Source organism: Stenotrophomonas sp. STEN021 (assembly GCF_056760175.1).
In genome coordinates, this window is record NZ_JBRREH010000054.1 from 18,850 (window position 1) to 32,603 (window position 13,754).

The following is a 13,754-nucleotide window of genomic DNA, read 5'->3' on the forward strand; positions in this document are numbered from 1 at the left end:
AAAATTTTAATTCTGGCATCCCAACCTTTGGTAATGCTTTGGATTGATCAACCATCAATAATAGGATCTAATTTTTCCCACCGGCTTGTGGCATTACCTTGACTCAAGAAATGGTTGACCCCCGACGCCGCCCAATCTCCCATGACACCGCGCCGCCGCGCACCGTCGCGGCAAGCTGCTGCCCCATTCGCTGCTCGATCACCGGTTTCCACGGCACCAGGCTGAACCCCATGCCGTCATCGAGCATCGCGTAGCGCCCGCTGGCCAGCATGACGGAGCGCCGGTAGATGCCGGCCACGCGCTGCCCATCGGCCACCGGGCGATGCTCCAGTCCGGTTTTCGCCGCAATGTCCTTCGTAGCCTGCGCCAGCTCCCGGTTGCGTAGCGTGCCCAATAGATTGCGCGCCAGGATCACGCGCTGGCCGCGCCGCTCGGCCAGCCCCTGTTCGGCCAGAAAATCGGCGCGCTGCTGCATCGCCTGCTTGACCTCAGCACCAAAGCATAGGTCGCCCAGGCCCGAGCCGCCGCCGATCAACTGCTGGTCCAGCCAGGTGGCACCGATGACGCGGGCCTGCCGCTCGATGGGCAGGTGCGATTTCAGCTCCACGGCCACACCGCTCAGGCGCTGCGCGTCGTAGCGGCGGCCCTGCTCGGGCAGGCCGTCCGGCACCTTCCATAGCCCTTCGGCCACGCGCTCCACGATGCCGGCACGGCGCAGGGCTTCCAGCCGGCGGACGTGGGCCGCGACGACTTCCTGCGGGTCGCGGCCGGGCTTGGCCCGGCCCTGCTCGATCACCAGGTGATGATCGGTGCGGTACAGGCCATCGCTCGCCAGCGCGGCGATGTTCTTGTCGGCCGCCCGCACCTCGGCGGAACCGCGCACCTCCACCACCGCGCCAGTGGGATAGTTCGCCAGCTTGTCGCGGGCGTTCAACGCGACGTAGTGGGCCTTGCCGTCCACGCCGTCGTTGACCAGATAGCCGCGGTCATGCAGTTCGTCGGCCAGCCCCTTGGCAGACACGCGGCCGACGATGGTGCGGCCGTCGTCGCCCGGCTCGAACACCGCCAGCTCGCGCGGCTGGCCGCGCATGGCCCGCTGCATCGTTCGGATGATGTCGCCACGCTCGCCCAGGGCACGCAGCGTCTTTTCCGCGTCGGCATGGGCGGCCCAGGTGCCGGGCTGCACCTCGTCGGTCAGGCCCAGGCGCTGCAAGGCTTGCAGGCGACCCATCAGCAGCAGGCGCTGGCGTTGCAGCCGGGGTTCGTTGAAGCGTTCGATCTGTACCCGGCCATCCTCGTCGGCCTCGCGTTGCAGGGTGCGGTCGAGGCTCATCCACCGTTCTTGTTCCACCTCGCGCTGCAAGGTCTGCTGGATCTCCAGTTCGGTGCGCAGCCCCAGCCATTCGGTCGCCAGTTCGGCGGCCCGATGGCGGAAGCCATCGGCGATGTAGTCGCCCGCGATGATGAGGTCTTTGCCGGTGTCGTCGCGCCCGCGCACGACGATGTGCGTGTGCGGGTTGTCGGTGTTCCAGTGGTTGACGGCCACCCAATCGAGGCCTGTGCCCAGGTCGGCTTCCATGCGGCCCATGAGGTGCCGCGTGTAGGTGCGCAGGGCGCAGACGGCCGCCAGGACGCAAGCGCGCATGGCGCGCGCCGCCCTTGACGGCGAGAACGCCGTGGTACGGTGAAGGGAACAGCAAGACCGCCCACACCCCGCCCACTGCACACAGTCGGCTTTTGGCAAGCGGAGCGCGCAGGCCCTCAAGGGCCGGAGGCGTCAGGGATCAAAGCCGGATGGCCGCGATTCGGCACGAAGCGCGGGGCGCAGCCCGCGAGCCCGACGGCGGTACGCCGGGACGCCATGCAGTTCTGCCTGCTGATGACTTGCACAATGATTCAATAAATGTTGTATTATCGAATCATGAACGAGACCCAAGCTGTTTCCGCGCTGAGTGCCTTGGCCCATGCCCAGCGCCTGCGCGTGTTCCGCGCCCTGGTCGTCGCTGGCCCCGAGGGTTTGACGCCCAGCATCCTGGCCGACCAGCTCGACGTGGCCCGCAACACCCTGTCCTTCCATCTGAAGGAGCTGGCGCACGCCGGCCTCGTCACCATCGAGCAGCAGGGCCGCAACCTGATCTACCGCGCCGAGTACAGCCACATGAACGGCCTGATCGGCTACCTGACCGAGCACTGCTGCCAGGGCGGCGTGTGCGAGGTCAGCCCGTCTTCCGCCATCTGCACCACCTGCTGAAAGGACTTCTCATGAAACGCTTCCACGTCCACCTGCACGTCGATGATCTGAACCGCAGCATCGGCTTCTATTCCCAACTGTTCGCCGCGCAGCCCGCGCGCACCGAGAGCGACTACGCGAAGTGGATGCTCGAAGACCCGCCGGTCAACTTCGCCATCTCGACGCGCGGCAGCAAGCCGGGTATCGACCACCTGGGCATCCAGACCGACGATGCCGAGGAACTGGCTGGCCTGAAGGCCCGCGCGCAGGCCGCCGACATGGCACTGCTCGACGAAGGCACCACGACCTGCTGCTACGCGCGCAGCGAGAAGCACTGGATCACCGACCCGCAAGGTGTGGCCTGGGAGCATTTCCACACGCTGGGCAACATCCCCGTCTTCAACGAAGCATCCCAGCCCGCAAGCGGCGCCGCTGCGGCGTGCTGTGCGCCAAGCGATGGCCGCGCCGCGAAGCCCGCTGCATCTTGCTGCTGACGCGAGGCACGCATGACGACTGAAGTCACCTACAACGCGCTGTTCATCTGCACGGGCAATTCGGCGCGTTCGATCCTCGCCGAAGGCATCCTCAACGAGCTGGGCAAGGGCCGGTTTCACGCCTGGTCGGCGGGCAGCCATCCCAAGGGCGAAGTCCATCCGCTGGCGCTCGCCACGCTGGAGCGCCTGCATCTGCCGGCGACCGGCTACCGCAGCAAGAGCTGGGACGAGTTCGTGGCGCCGGATGCGCCGGTGTTCGATTTCATCTTCACCGTCTGCGACAACGCCGCCGGTGAGGCGTGCCCGCTGTGGCCGGGCAAGCCGGTATCGGCCCATTGGGGCGTGCCCGACCCAGCGGCCGTCGAAGGCACGGAGGAACAGCAGCGCAAAGCGTTCACGGACGCCGCGATCACGCTGCGCCGGCGCATCGAGCTGTTCCTGTCGCTGCCCCTGAAAAGTCTCGATGCCATGTCCTTGCAGCGCGAGCTGCGCGACATTGGCCGCCAGTGAGGCCAGCGCGATGACCGCAGGAGCCGATACCGCCGGCCGCGCGCCGGCGGCGCCCGCCATGAGCATCTTCGAGCGTTACCTGACCGTGTGGGTGCTGCTGTGCATCATCGCGGGCATCGCCTTGGGCCAGCTTGCGCCCGGCGTGTTCCAGGCCATCGGCCGCATGGAAGTGGCCCAGGTCAATCTGCCAGTGGGTCTGCTGATCTGGATCATGGTGATCCCCATGCTGCTCAAGGTGGACTTCGGTGCGCTCGGCCAGATCAGACAGCATTGGCGCGGCATCGGCGTCACGCTGTTCGTCAATTGGGCGGTCAAGCCGTTCTCGATGGCGCTGCTGGCGTGGATCTTCATTCGCCAGGTCTTCGCCGAGTGGCTGCCGGCCGACCAACTCGACAGCTACGTGGCCGGCCTGATCCTGCTGGCCGCCGCGCCCTGCACGGCGATGGTGTTCGTCTGGAGCCGGCTGACGGGCGGCGATCCGGTGTTCACGCTGTCGCAAGTGGCCTTGAACGACACCATCATGGTGTTCGCCTTCGCGCCCCTCGTCGGCCTGCTGCTCGGGTTGTCGGCCATCACCGTACCGTGGGACACGCTGCTGACCTCGGTGGTGCTCTACATCGTCATCCCGGTCATCATCGCGCAGGTGTGGCGCCGCGGGCTGCTGCGCCAGGGCCAGGCGACGTTTGACCGCGCGCTGGCGCGCATCGGCCCGCTGTCGATCGCCGCGCTGCTGCTGACGCTGGTGCTGCTGTTCGCCTTCCAGGGCCAGGCCATCATCCGCCAGCCGCTGGTGATCGCCATGCTGGCGGTGCCGATCTTGATCCAGGTGTTCTTCAATTCCGGCTTGGCCTACTGGCTCAACCGCAAGGTAGGCGAGAAGCACAGCATCGCCGGCCCCTCGGCGCTGATCGGCGCGAGCAACTTCTTCGAGCTGGCCGTGGCGGCAGCCATCAGCCTGTTCGGCTTCCACTCCGGCGCCGCGCTGGCCACCGTGGTCGGCGTGCTGATCGAGGTACCGGTGATGCTGCTGGTCGTGCGCGTGGTCAACCGCTCGCGTGGCTGGTACGAACAGGCTCCGCGCAACGCAGGAAGGCATCCGGCATGAGCCTTGTCACGATCTACCACAACCCGGACTGCGGCACGTCGCGCAACACGCTGGCGCTGATCCGCGCCAGCGGCATCGCGCCCACGGTCATCGAGTACCTGAAGACGCCACCTGACCGCGAAACCTTGCAGGCGCTGATCGCACAGATGGGCATGTGCGTGCGGGACGTGCTGCGCGTCAGGGGCACGCCGTACAAGGAACTCGGGCTGGATGCCGCCCATTGGAGCGATGACGAATTGATCGACCAAATGCTGGCGCACCCGATCCTCATCAATCGGCCCATCGTGGTTTCGTCCCTGGGCGTGCGCCTGTGCCGCCCCTCGGACACGGTGATTGAGCTGCTGCCGCAGCGACCGGCGGGCGAGATTCGCAAGGAAGACGGCACACCGCTGCTGGTGGACACGCCGATCGCGGAAAACGACACGGGCCTCACCACGGCTTTGCAGGAGGCCGGACTTCCCACGGATGATCTGACCGAACCGGGGCGCAGCTTCTTCGCCTATGCCACGGTGACAGACGAGCGCGTGGGCTACGGTGGCTTCGAGCATATGGGCCGGGATGTGCTGGTGCGCTCCCTGGTGGTGCTGCCGCACGCGCGCCAGCGCGGCATTGGCGGCGCCATGCTGGCGTTACTACTGCGACGCGCCTTCGATCAAGGCGGACGTGACGCCTGGCTACTGACCACGACGGCGGCGCCGTTCTTCGAGCGCGGGGGCTTCAAGCCGGTGGAACGCACAAGCGCACCGACTTCTGTGCTGGCGACGCGGCAGGCTGCGAGCTTGTGTCCCGCCAGCGCAGCGTTACTTAGGCGGCCGATCCATTTGTAGTGCAGAACCGTCAGGACTCGCGCTGCTCGATCTGCAACCGTGCCCGTTCGGTCTCCCGCGGCTGGACTACTTGATAGCGCTTGGACACCACGGCCAACGGTCGCTTGGTATCAGAGCGATAAAGCATGTTGTAAGCCAGAACCGCCAGGCTGATCTCGGAATGCAAGGCATGCTGAGAGCGATCGCGGCTTGAGAACTCCGGATGATTGTTTTGACCAAACTGCGTGAGTCGTATGCGCTCTCCCCGAAAGATCATCCGCAAAGGGTTTTTACACAGCCTCGGCCAAGAGCGGACGTAAGGCTGGGAAAACGCGTTTGCCAGAGGGAAATCGAGCAGCGCCTCGGTCAGCGTGAGTACAGCGCGCGCTGCAGGTAAGGCGCTGTGGCTCCGACGCCCCGGCTCGCTACGTCCTGCGGCACGCCCTCGGCGACGATACGACCCCCCTTCTCCCCGGCGCCCGGGCCTACGTCGATCATCCAGTCGCTGTCGGCGACGACCCGCATGTCATGTTCGACGACGACCACGGTGTTGCCTGCGTCAACCAGTTCGTGCAATTGCACCATCAGCTTGTCCACGTCGAAAGGGTGCAGTCCAGTGGTCGGCTCGTCGAGCACGTATAGCGAGTCGCCATGCTGACTGCGCTGCAGCTCGGTGGCCAGCTTGATGCGCTGGGCCTCGCCGCCGGACAGTTCCGTCGCAGGCTGCCCGAGCCGCAGGTAACCCAAGCCAATGCCGTGGAGCAATGCCAGTGCACGGTGCACGGGCACTTCGTCGGCAAAGAACGACAGCGCCTCGTCCACCGTCATCCCCAGCACTTGGGCGATGTTGCGCCCGTTCCACTCGATTTCGAGGGTCTTTTCGTTGTAACGCTTGCCGTGGCAGGTAGGGCATGGCGCGTAGACGCTCGGCATGAAGAGCAGTTCGATGCTGACGAAGCCTTCGCCCTCGCAAGTGGGGCAACGTCCCTGCGCCACGTTGAAGGAGAAGCGACCCACGCCATAGCGGCGCGCCTTCGCAGCGCGCGTGGCTGCGAACAGCTTGCGCACATGGTCGAACAGGCCGGTGTAGGTCGCCAGGTTGGACCGCGGCGTGCGGCCGATGGGCTTCTGGTCGACGTTGACCAGGCGGCGGATGGCACCCACGCCCGCACCCAGCCGGCCCGCAGTACGCGTTATTGCGTCGGGCAGCGGCATGTCGTCGCTGCTTTCCTCCACCGCCGGCTCGTGGCCGAGGTGCTCGCTCACGAGTTCCACCAGCGCCTGGCTGACCAGGCTAGACTTGCCCGAACCGGACACGCCAGTGACCGCAGTGAAGACCCCCAGTGGGATCCGCACATCGAGGCCATGCAGGTTGTTGCGTTGGATGCCGAGGAGCTCGAGCCAGCCTGACGGGCGCCGAGGCGTGCGCCGACGCGTGGGCACGGAGTCGAACAGATAGCGCCGCGTGTGCGACGCCTCGATGTCGCGCAACCCCAACGGCGGCCCGCTGTAGAGCACGCGGCCACCATGCTGGCCTGCATCCGGCCCCACATCGACAAGCCAGTCGGCGCGGCGCAGCGTATCCAGGTCGTGCTCGACGACGAACAGGGTGTTGCCGGCCGCCTTGAGCTGGCCCAGCACCGCGTGCAGGGCTTCCGCATCGGCGGGATGCAGCCCTGCCGACGGCTCGTCCAGCACGTAGACCACGCCGAACAAATTGGAGCGCGCCTGCGTCGCCAGGCGCAGCCGCTGTAGCTCGCCCGAGGAGAGCGTGGGCGTAGAACGGTCCAGCGCGAGGTAACCGAGACCCAGCCCCTGCAACGCCTCAATCCGCTCGATCAGGTCGCGAGTGATGCGTTGTGCTGCGATCCGCTTCTCCTCGGACAGGTTCGCGGTGCGCCGCACGTCCGTGCCGCCGGTATGCGGCGATCCGCCGGCGGCCACGCGACGAGCGATGTCCTTGCGTCCAGCGGCGCGGCTGCGCGTGGCGGTGGCAACTGGTGTGTCGAACCGGTGCTTCGCCGCGGGCGCCAGGAGTTCGGCGATATCAGCGAGCGGCAAACGCGACAAGGTGCCGATATCCAACCCGGCGAATGTGACCGACAGCGCTTCGCGCTTGAGGCGGCGACCGTCGCACGTCGCGCACGTGGTACCGGACATGAAGCGCGCGACACGCTTCTTCATCAGCGCGCTCTGCGTGTTGGCGAAGGTGTCTAGCACGTAGCGGCGCGCGCCGGTAAAGGTGCCCATGTAGCTGGGCTCGGTTTTGCGGCGCAGCGCCGCGCGCGTTTCAGCAGGTGTGAAACCCGCGTACACCGGAACCACTGGCTGCTCGTCGGTGTGCAGGATCCAGTCGCGGTCCTTCTTCGGGAGCTCGCGCCAGGGTTTGTCGATGTCATACCCCAACGTCACCAGGATGTCGCGCAGGTTTTGCCCATGCCACGCCGGTGGCCACGCTGCGATCGCCCGGTCGCGGATCGACAGCGACGGGTCGGGAACCATGGCCTCGTCCTTGACTGTGTAAACGTAGCCCAGCCCGTGGCAGGTAGGGCAAGCACCCTGCGGCGTGTTGGGCGAGAAATCTTCCGCATACAGCATGGGTTGCCGGGGCGGATAGGCGCCGGCGCGCGAATACAGAATGCGTAGCAGGCTCGACAGCGTGGTGATGCTGCCCACAGTGGAGCGGACGTTCGGCGTACCGCGCTGCTGCTGCAGCGCGACTGCCGGCGGCATACCGTCGATGGCGTCAATGTCGGGTACGCCAACCTGGTCGATCAGGCGCCGCGCATAGGGCGACAGCGATTCCAGGTAGCGCCGCTGCGCCTCGGCATAGAGCGTGCCAAACGCCAGCGAAGATTTGCCCGATCCCGAGATGCCGGAGAACACGACGATTGCATCCCTCGGGAGGTCGACATCGACATCCTTGAGGTTGTGCTCACGCGCGCCTCGCACGTGCACGAAGGCGTCGAACCCGACCGGCGACGGGGACTGGTGTGGCATGGGTTCGCACTCCTGCAGATTCGTGACTATGGTAAATCTGCGCTCGCCGTCCGCGTGAAGGGGGCGTCGAGCCATCCTCACACCGTCGCAACACATCGCTCCACGGAAGCGACTAGTTTGTCAGGCAATAGCGGCCAACTGGCTAGGCGCGCCGATCCGTTGATTTCTTGGCTCAATCAAGTCCTAGGCTTCCAAGTAAGGGAGGGGACGTCGTTACTCCGTCAGACCAACAGGAGACAGCTCATGGTCAAGGTTGCGCTATTCGTTCGCTTCGAAGCGAAAATCGGCAAGGAGAAAGAAGTTGAAAGCTTTCTCCTGAGTGGTCTGCCACTAGTTATGGACGAGCCCGCCACGACCGTCTGGTTCGGAATTCGCCTCGGGCCAACAACCTTCGGCATTTTCGATGCCTTTCCCGACGATGCGGGCCGGGAGGCCCATCTCGCCGGCAAGGTTGCAGCGGCCTTGATGGCCAAGGCCGGGGAAATGTTCTCCGAGCCGCCGACCATCGAGAAAGTCGACGTGCTCGCGGCAAAGCTACCCAGCTAGGCAAGTGGGGCAAGCCGCCACTCGGAGACGCCTTCGGGCGGCTTCGTTGTTTGCCCAACCAAGTCATTGCCATGCCCTCCCCGTCCCTACGTTCGAAATCCATCCCACGGCTCTGCAGCAACCAAGCCGTGCCTCGGAAATCACTGGTCTCTTAGACGGTCGCACCGCACACGGGCTTGTGTATCGACTTATGCGCGACCCGCGTCCGATGTCTACGATGCCTCCTGCATTTCCCTAGCCTCTCAATCGTTGGCTTCGCCGAGGGCCAAGGCCGACGCCAGAGGCCTCGACGATTCCAGCGTCCTGTGGAGCGGGACTTCGCCCAACGCGATTCCACAGGGCGTGGCTCCGGGACTTGTGACCTGCGTGCTCGCAGGGATTGCCTAAGTTGTCGCTGTCCGCTTCGGGTCGCACGCCCTGCGGCCCGATGCACTCGTTGCGAGACGTAAACCGAAGGTGGCCTGGTCGAACTCTATCGAGGAAGCCACATCACTCTCCGTTGACACTTCAGCAAAGGCAGTCTCGGTTCCAGTCGGTACTGGGACTGGCATCACGAACCTAAGCTGCCTCTAGATCGCTAAATACCTCGAGCGGAATCCGTACAAGCAGCAGATTGCAGAGCGAGCACCCGCTGCTTCCGGATGAGCCTGCACTTATGTCCTGCGCGCTGCCGAAAACCCGGAGGTTTGCTCAAGCCCCATGAGATCGGCCCGACGACCGCTAGCAGACGCTCAATCGCTTGGTCGTCGCCGGTACGGCGCGAACCAGCATCCGATCGGCAAGAGCCGGGACGGGGAGATGCCGCCCCAGTAGTGGCGTCACCTGCTGGTCGGCGAGAAATTGTGAGCTCCACGCGTCCTTCGCCACTGGATCCACGCGATCGCGGCGACGAAGAAAACGCTGCACAGGTAACTGCCTTCCGGCCCTTGTGCGCCACCGGTGAAGGTGTCGAGGCCTTGCGGGCGCAGCGCCACCAGGAGTGCCGGCAAGTGCGCATGCATACCGGCGACGGGCAGTTCGAAGCCGGTTGCGAGCAACCAGTTCCACCCCGCGTGCCAGCCCATCACGCCCCAGATACTGCCAGTCCACAGTGCCCAGGCGCAGGCGAACAGCGAGAACAGGGACGTGCTGAGGATGATCAGGGGCGGCTGGTGCGGACTGAAATGCAGGAAGCAGAAAACGAGCGACACAAGCAGCACTGTCACGGCGACATTAGTCTGCGCGGCACCACCGACAGCATCCAACCGCGGAAGATGACTTCCTCCACGGTCGCTTGGAACATGAAACTTACTAGCAGCAGACTCACGGGCGAGCGCCATGCTTGCCCCAAGCCTGCGGCCTGCATGCCGCCTGCCATCCAGATCGTGACTACGACCAGCGCGACTGTGCCGAATCCAACGGCAAGTCCGCGCAGGACGGTTTTCAGCCGTACCGGACCGGTCAGCCCGATGCTCGCCAGCGAGCGCCCTTCGACCAAGCGTACCCAGGCGAGCACGCCCGCCAGCGTTGGCGGGAAGGCGCAGTCCGCGAGGAAGGGTTCGACCCGAGCGATCTGTTCCAGCGTGGGCCTGTCCTCGGGTCGTTTCGTGTGTTCGATGGCCCGCTCTACGGTTTCCCGCGCATCGGCCTCGCCATCGAGGTCGGCCACCAGCACGTAGAAAATTGCACCGGCAGCACCAGCATCGAGGCCCGTCTCCGTGCGTCAGAAGTCCAGCGCATAGGCGCCGACGGAAGGCGATGAACCGAAGGCCTTTACGTAGCCTTTGCTGAGGACGACGGGGACATTCTCGAAGGCGATCGCACCCTTGTGCTTCAGATTGGGGAGTCGCTCCTTGAGGAAGCTGTAGACCTCGCGTTCCAGCGTCGCGAGCGCGCTGCCCTTCTGGCCGATGAAGGCCTCGGCCTGTGACCAGCAGGGTTGGAACTTTGGCACGTGGTACTGGTCTTGCGGGAGCCCCTACGCGAAATTACAGCACCCAAAGTTGCATCCCCGCCCTCGCTGGTCCATGCTGGGGGGGAGCGCTTGTGGGGCCAAATCATGGTTACGCGTTCTTTTAACTACTTTGCTCTTCGATCAGACTTTGATCGTTCAGCCCACCATCTCGTCGCCACCTGCACAGCATTGGCGTCTAACGAGCGTCAGGCGTTGCTCGAGGGCTTGGCTGATTTAGCAGCGAAAATTGCAGACGGAGTCCAAGGTCATCGGGAAGAAGCGGCCATCCTCATAAGCATTCAACGAGTAATGCAGAGGGTGAAGCGTGAGGTATTCACACACGCAACTTCCCCACTCGACCACAATCCTTCATGGCTCCCTGCCTATCAGTGTGTTATCGAAGCAAGCCAAGAACGATGAAACCGTGCCTCACAGAAACCGAGTTGGAAATGATCCAGAGTGCCTACAAGCTCTATGGGGCAAGTGACGGTTTCTGGATTACTTTCAATATCATCACAGAAGCGGTTACTCAAAGAAGCGATTGTTCCGGGAAGGAAGTGACAGACATGGTCAAGAGTGCGTTTAAAGAGTTGGCTCGAACAGACAGCGCGTTCGATGAAGCTTTTTGAATAACAGTAGAGAAAAAGAGCCCGGCGTACCGGGCTCACGGTGCTACTCCCCAGTAGATGCCTCGGATCATGGCCCCCGCCCTCAGTTCAGTCAACCATTTCTGCGCCCTCGGCCAGGAGCTCGGCTGGGTTGCTCTTAAAGCAAGCCGAGCTGCAAATGGGGGATATATAAGGCCCTCACCCGCCCGCTGCGCCATGGGATTGAGTCTGTGCGGGTCCGGTGCTCGTTCGGTCTGGATATGCAGCACTTGGTGACCCCGGTGCACTAGAAGGTCCGAAATCAACCGCCGATGGCAGCGCCACCACAGTAGCTCTGCACACATCAATGCCGTCCGACTTCTCGCGGCAGCAGCCAAGGCTTGTTCAAGCCCATCAGCAAACCCTGCGCTGGCCATGTGGTCTGCGTAGCCCTGAAACGATGAGTTCCTCCACCCGCCGTTCGCCGACCTTGACTGCACTGTTCGCCGCCCCCTAGCCGGGAACCCAATGATAGCCAATGCCTTCCCGAGGCAATTGCGCACTCATCGCGTCGCTGCCGAACCAAGGAAACTTTCGGAAGCCAGGAAACCGTCTGACACCCGGAACTGAGTCGATTTGGTTGGCTTGCAGAACATCGATAAAAGCGCCCCACGTGCCCGTTGAGTACCCCATCGTCCAAACAGTCATGGGTTTTTCCTGCCATCGATCTCAACCCGACTACGCTGGAATTCTTTGCCCAAAGAGCGGGGGCGGGTAGTCTAGAACTTACCTCGACACCTTCGCCTCAGCTGCCCGCTCACCTCTGGCAACAGCGCCAGACCCGGTGATAGGATTTTCCGGTCCGACCGCCTGGCACCTTTCATGAACGAGCACACTTCAACTCAGTGCTTAACTCTGTCCGAGCTTGCCCAGCTGCGGCTCGCGTTTGAGCGCTACGGGACCGGGGATGGGTTCTGGCTCGCTTATACCGACATCCTTGATGCAGCCACCAACAGGCTTGGGTGCGACCGAAATATCGTGAACGAAGAAATGCGGAACGCTTTCCGCAAGTGGGCTAGGGAGGACCCTCAGTTCCTCTGATCGGCCAGAAGCGCCGGCCGTTCCGTCCCCCTGATCAGCGCCTGCCAGACCGTTCCAACGACGGATGCCTATCGGACGATGAGCTGACCGCGCTGCGCCAAGCCTTCGAGCGCTACGGTTCGGGCGATGGGTTCTGGATGGCCTTTGAGGACGTTATGGAACAGGCTGCTACTCGGCGGCGTTGCAGCTGCCAGATCGTGCTCAATGAAATGCGGGCCACCTTCCGCACCTGGTCGAAGAGCGACCCCCGATTCTAGTAGGGGCAAAATGCCTTTCGCCTCCCCTCTGCCAAGCATGGCCAGCCGCCCGGTCGCATGCCCCTCTTGCGGGACGGCGGCCGGAGGTTTCAAATACCGTCTTTCATACCTGTACCGCCGATGGCCTCCTCCCCTCATTTCCAGCTCCTGGAAGAGCTCGTCCACTCCATGGAAAATGAAGTGCAAGACCTCTCGACTGGCGACCGCGTCAGCAAACTCGAGGCCGTACGTCAAGCTGCAGCCCGAGCATTTGCTTGCTGTGAGCAAGCAGATGAGGAGGCAATAGATGCGCTGGTACAGCGCGCCTGCGAAGCGGCCGTAGTACCAACTGACGCAAAGAAGGATGAACTGACGACATTGATTGAGCAGTGACAGACCGCGCCCATCTTTGCTGCCTGTCCCCAATTGGCTGGTAGAACTCGGTGTGGCTCAAGAAAGCAGCCTGCAGGGACTGGTTTAGCCCCCGCTCTCCGCTCCGGTCTCAATCCCAAAGTGCGCCGCAGCCTAGTGCTTGTACGCCGCCTTGATGCCGGCCACGATCACTGCAGTCGGCAATGGCTCGGTCGCCCCCACGTCGTAGCTGTCCCCCAGCACCTGCGCAATCGAGTTCTCGATCACCGGGCCCAGGCTTTCCGCCCGCTTCACATCCCCGATGCAGTGCCACCACTGCGTGTGCCAGAGCACTTTCCCTTCAGTGCTGGGCGTGTGCAGATTTTGTGTAAACGGGATTCGGGTAACAGCTGAGGGAGTCGCCCCTCAAACAGGATGGTAAATCGGTTCAGGACTGCCTTCCAATCACGGATGGGTAAGGTCCATCGTTTGCTGATGTTTGAGTCGCCCGAGATGCTCTAGACAGACGAACGACAGCTTCTGGCCGCATCCGGGCCTGTCCTAGATTTTGTGTAAACGGGTCACCGGCAGGAAACTGCCATCTGACCTGGGGCTACCATGAGTTCACGAAAACATGAAGTACCCAACGAGTTGCTGAGCAGCTTGTTGGCTAACTACAAGAGACCTGAGGACCTGATCGGCGAGAACGGCTTGCTAAAGCAGTTGACCAAGCTGCTGGTAGAGAAGGCGCTCGATGCAGAGATGACCGAGCACTTGGGGCATGAGAAGCACGAGCCGGTGGCCAACGGTGCTGGCAACACCCGCAACGGCCGCAGTCGCAAGACGCTCAAGGGT

At 63.6% G+C, this 13,754-nt stretch carries 14 protein-coding genes and 3 pseudogenes; 10 read left to right on the top strand and 7 right to left on the bottom strand.

Features of this window, described 5'->3' with window-relative positions:
- Nucleotides 1–103 precede the first annotated feature (103 nt).
- On the bottom strand, nt 104–1,645 hold the full coding sequence (locus ACVOL0_RS12655) for a DUF3363 domain-containing protein (RefSeq protein WP_313642736.1): 1,542 nt from the start codon (nt 1,643–1,645) through the stop codon (nt 104–106).
- Between the two features lie 276 nt (nt 1,646–1,921).
- On the opposite strand from ACVOL0_RS12655, the gene ACVOL0_RS12660 reads away from it, so the two are divergent.
- From ACVOL0_RS12660 to arsN2, 6 genes and pseudogenes are all read left to right on the top strand, one after another.
- Nucleotides 1,922–2,251: an ArsR/SmtB family transcription factor gene (locus tag ACVOL0_RS12660; protein WP_197430008.1), complete on the top strand. Its 330-nt coding sequence runs from the start codon at nt 1,922–1,924 to the stop codon at nt 2,249–2,251.
- Nucleotides 2,252–2,262: 11 nt separating this feature from the next.
- Complete coding sequence (locus ACVOL0_RS12665) at nt 2,263–2,724, top strand: ArsI/CadI family heavy metal resistance metalloenzyme (RefSeq protein ID WP_062168894.1); 462 nt, start codon at nt 2,263–2,265, stop codon at nt 2,722–2,724.
- A gap of 12 nt (nt 2,725–2,736) precedes the next feature.
- The gene (locus ACVOL0_RS12670; protein WP_164170539.1) at nt 2,737–3,234 is read left to right on the top strand and encodes an arsenate reductase ArsC; all 498 of its coding nucleotides are present in this window, start codon (nt 2,737–2,739) and stop codon (nt 3,232–3,234) included.
- 58 nt (nt 3,235–3,292) lie between these two features.
- On the top strand, nt 3,293–4,339 hold the full coding sequence (gene arsB, locus ACVOL0_RS12675; RefSeq protein ID WP_481507752.1) for an ACR3 family arsenite efflux transporter: 1,047 nt from the start codon (nt 3,293–3,295) through the stop codon (nt 4,337–4,339).
- Nucleotides 4,336–4,734 (top strand): annotated as a pseudogene (gene arsC, locus ACVOL0_RS12680) (arsenate reductase (glutaredoxin)); the annotation flags it as partial. The gene arsB and the pseudogene arsC, both read left to right, overlap by 4 nt.
- Nucleotides 4,735–4,776: 42 nt before the next feature.
- Nucleotides 4,777–5,166, top strand: a pseudogene (arsN2, locus tag ACVOL0_RS12685) (arsenic resistance N-acetyltransferase ArsN2); the annotation flags it as partial.
- A 345-nt stretch (nt 5,167–5,511) separates the two neighbouring features.
- Here the strand turns inward: arsN2 and ACVOL0_RS12690 are convergent.
- Entirely contained in the window at nt 5,512–8,145 is a 2,634-nt protein-coding gene (locus ACVOL0_RS12690) for an excinuclease ABC subunit UvrA (protein ID WP_062168898.1), read from the bottom strand.
- 243 nt (nt 8,146–8,388) lie between these two features.
- Between ACVOL0_RS12690 and ACVOL0_RS12695 the strand changes: the two genes are divergently transcribed.
- Nucleotides 8,389–8,691, top strand: a complete 303-nt coding sequence (locus tag ACVOL0_RS12695) for a putative quinol monooxygenase (RefSeq protein ID WP_062171693.1) — start codon at nt 8,389–8,391, stop codon at nt 8,689–8,691.
- An 818-nt stretch (nt 8,692–9,509) separates the two neighbouring features.
- Here the strand turns inward: ACVOL0_RS12695 and ACVOL0_RS12700 are convergent.
- Genes ACVOL0_RS12700 through ACVOL0_RS12710 form a run of 3 tightly spaced genes read right to left on the bottom strand, consistent with a single transcriptional unit; the run spans nt 9,510 to nt 10,624 of the window.
- A complete protein-coding gene (locus tag ACVOL0_RS12700) occupies nt 9,510–9,896 on the bottom strand; it encodes a CPBP family intramembrane glutamic endopeptidase (RefSeq protein WP_313642739.1) in 387 nt (128 codons plus the stop codon).
- Nucleotides 9,893–10,345 (bottom strand): hypothetical protein, encoded by a 453-nt coding sequence (locus ACVOL0_RS12705; RefSeq protein WP_313642740.1) that lies wholly within the window; start codon nt 10,343–10,345, stop codon nt 9,893–9,895. Before ACVOL0_RS12705 ends, ACVOL0_RS12700 begins: the two co-directional genes overlap by 4 nt.
- Before the next feature lie 48 nt (nt 10,346–10,393).
- Entirely contained in the window at nt 10,394–10,624 is a 231-nt protein-coding gene (locus ACVOL0_RS12710) for a hypothetical protein (protein ID WP_062168900.1), read from the bottom strand.
- 449 nt (nt 10,625–11,073) lie between these two features.
- Between ACVOL0_RS12710 and ACVOL0_RS12715 the strand changes: the two genes are divergently transcribed.
- Nucleotides 11,074–11,253: a hypothetical protein gene (locus tag ACVOL0_RS12715; RefSeq protein WP_156455860.1), complete on the top strand. Its 180-nt coding sequence runs from the start codon at nt 11,074–11,076 to the stop codon at nt 11,251–11,253.
- Nucleotides 11,254–11,288: 35 nt separating this feature from the next.
- On the opposite strand, the pseudogene ACVOL0_RS12720 reads toward ACVOL0_RS12715, so the two are convergent.
- Nucleotides 11,289–11,919, bottom strand: a pseudogene (locus tag ACVOL0_RS12720) (DUF488 domain-containing protein).
- A 770-nt stretch (nt 11,920–12,689) separates the two neighbouring features.
- Between ACVOL0_RS12720 and ACVOL0_RS12725 the strand changes: the two are divergent.
- Nucleotides 12,690–12,941 (top strand): hypothetical protein, encoded by a 252-nt coding sequence (locus ACVOL0_RS12725; protein ID WP_296251558.1) that lies wholly within the window; start codon nt 12,690–12,692, stop codon nt 12,939–12,941.
- 132 nt (nt 12,942–13,073) lie between these two features.
- On the opposite strand, the gene ACVOL0_RS12730 is transcribed toward ACVOL0_RS12725, so the two are convergent.
- Complete coding sequence (locus tag ACVOL0_RS12730; RefSeq protein WP_296251559.1) at nt 13,074–13,214, bottom strand: hypothetical protein; 141 nt, start codon at nt 13,212–13,214, stop codon at nt 13,074–13,076.
- A gap of 303 nt (nt 13,215–13,517) precedes the next feature.
- Between ACVOL0_RS12730 and ACVOL0_RS12735 the strand changes: the two genes are divergently transcribed.
- On the top strand, nt 13,518–13,754 hold a 237-nt coding region (locus tag ACVOL0_RS12735; protein ID WP_481549419.1), incomplete at its 3' end, for a transposase.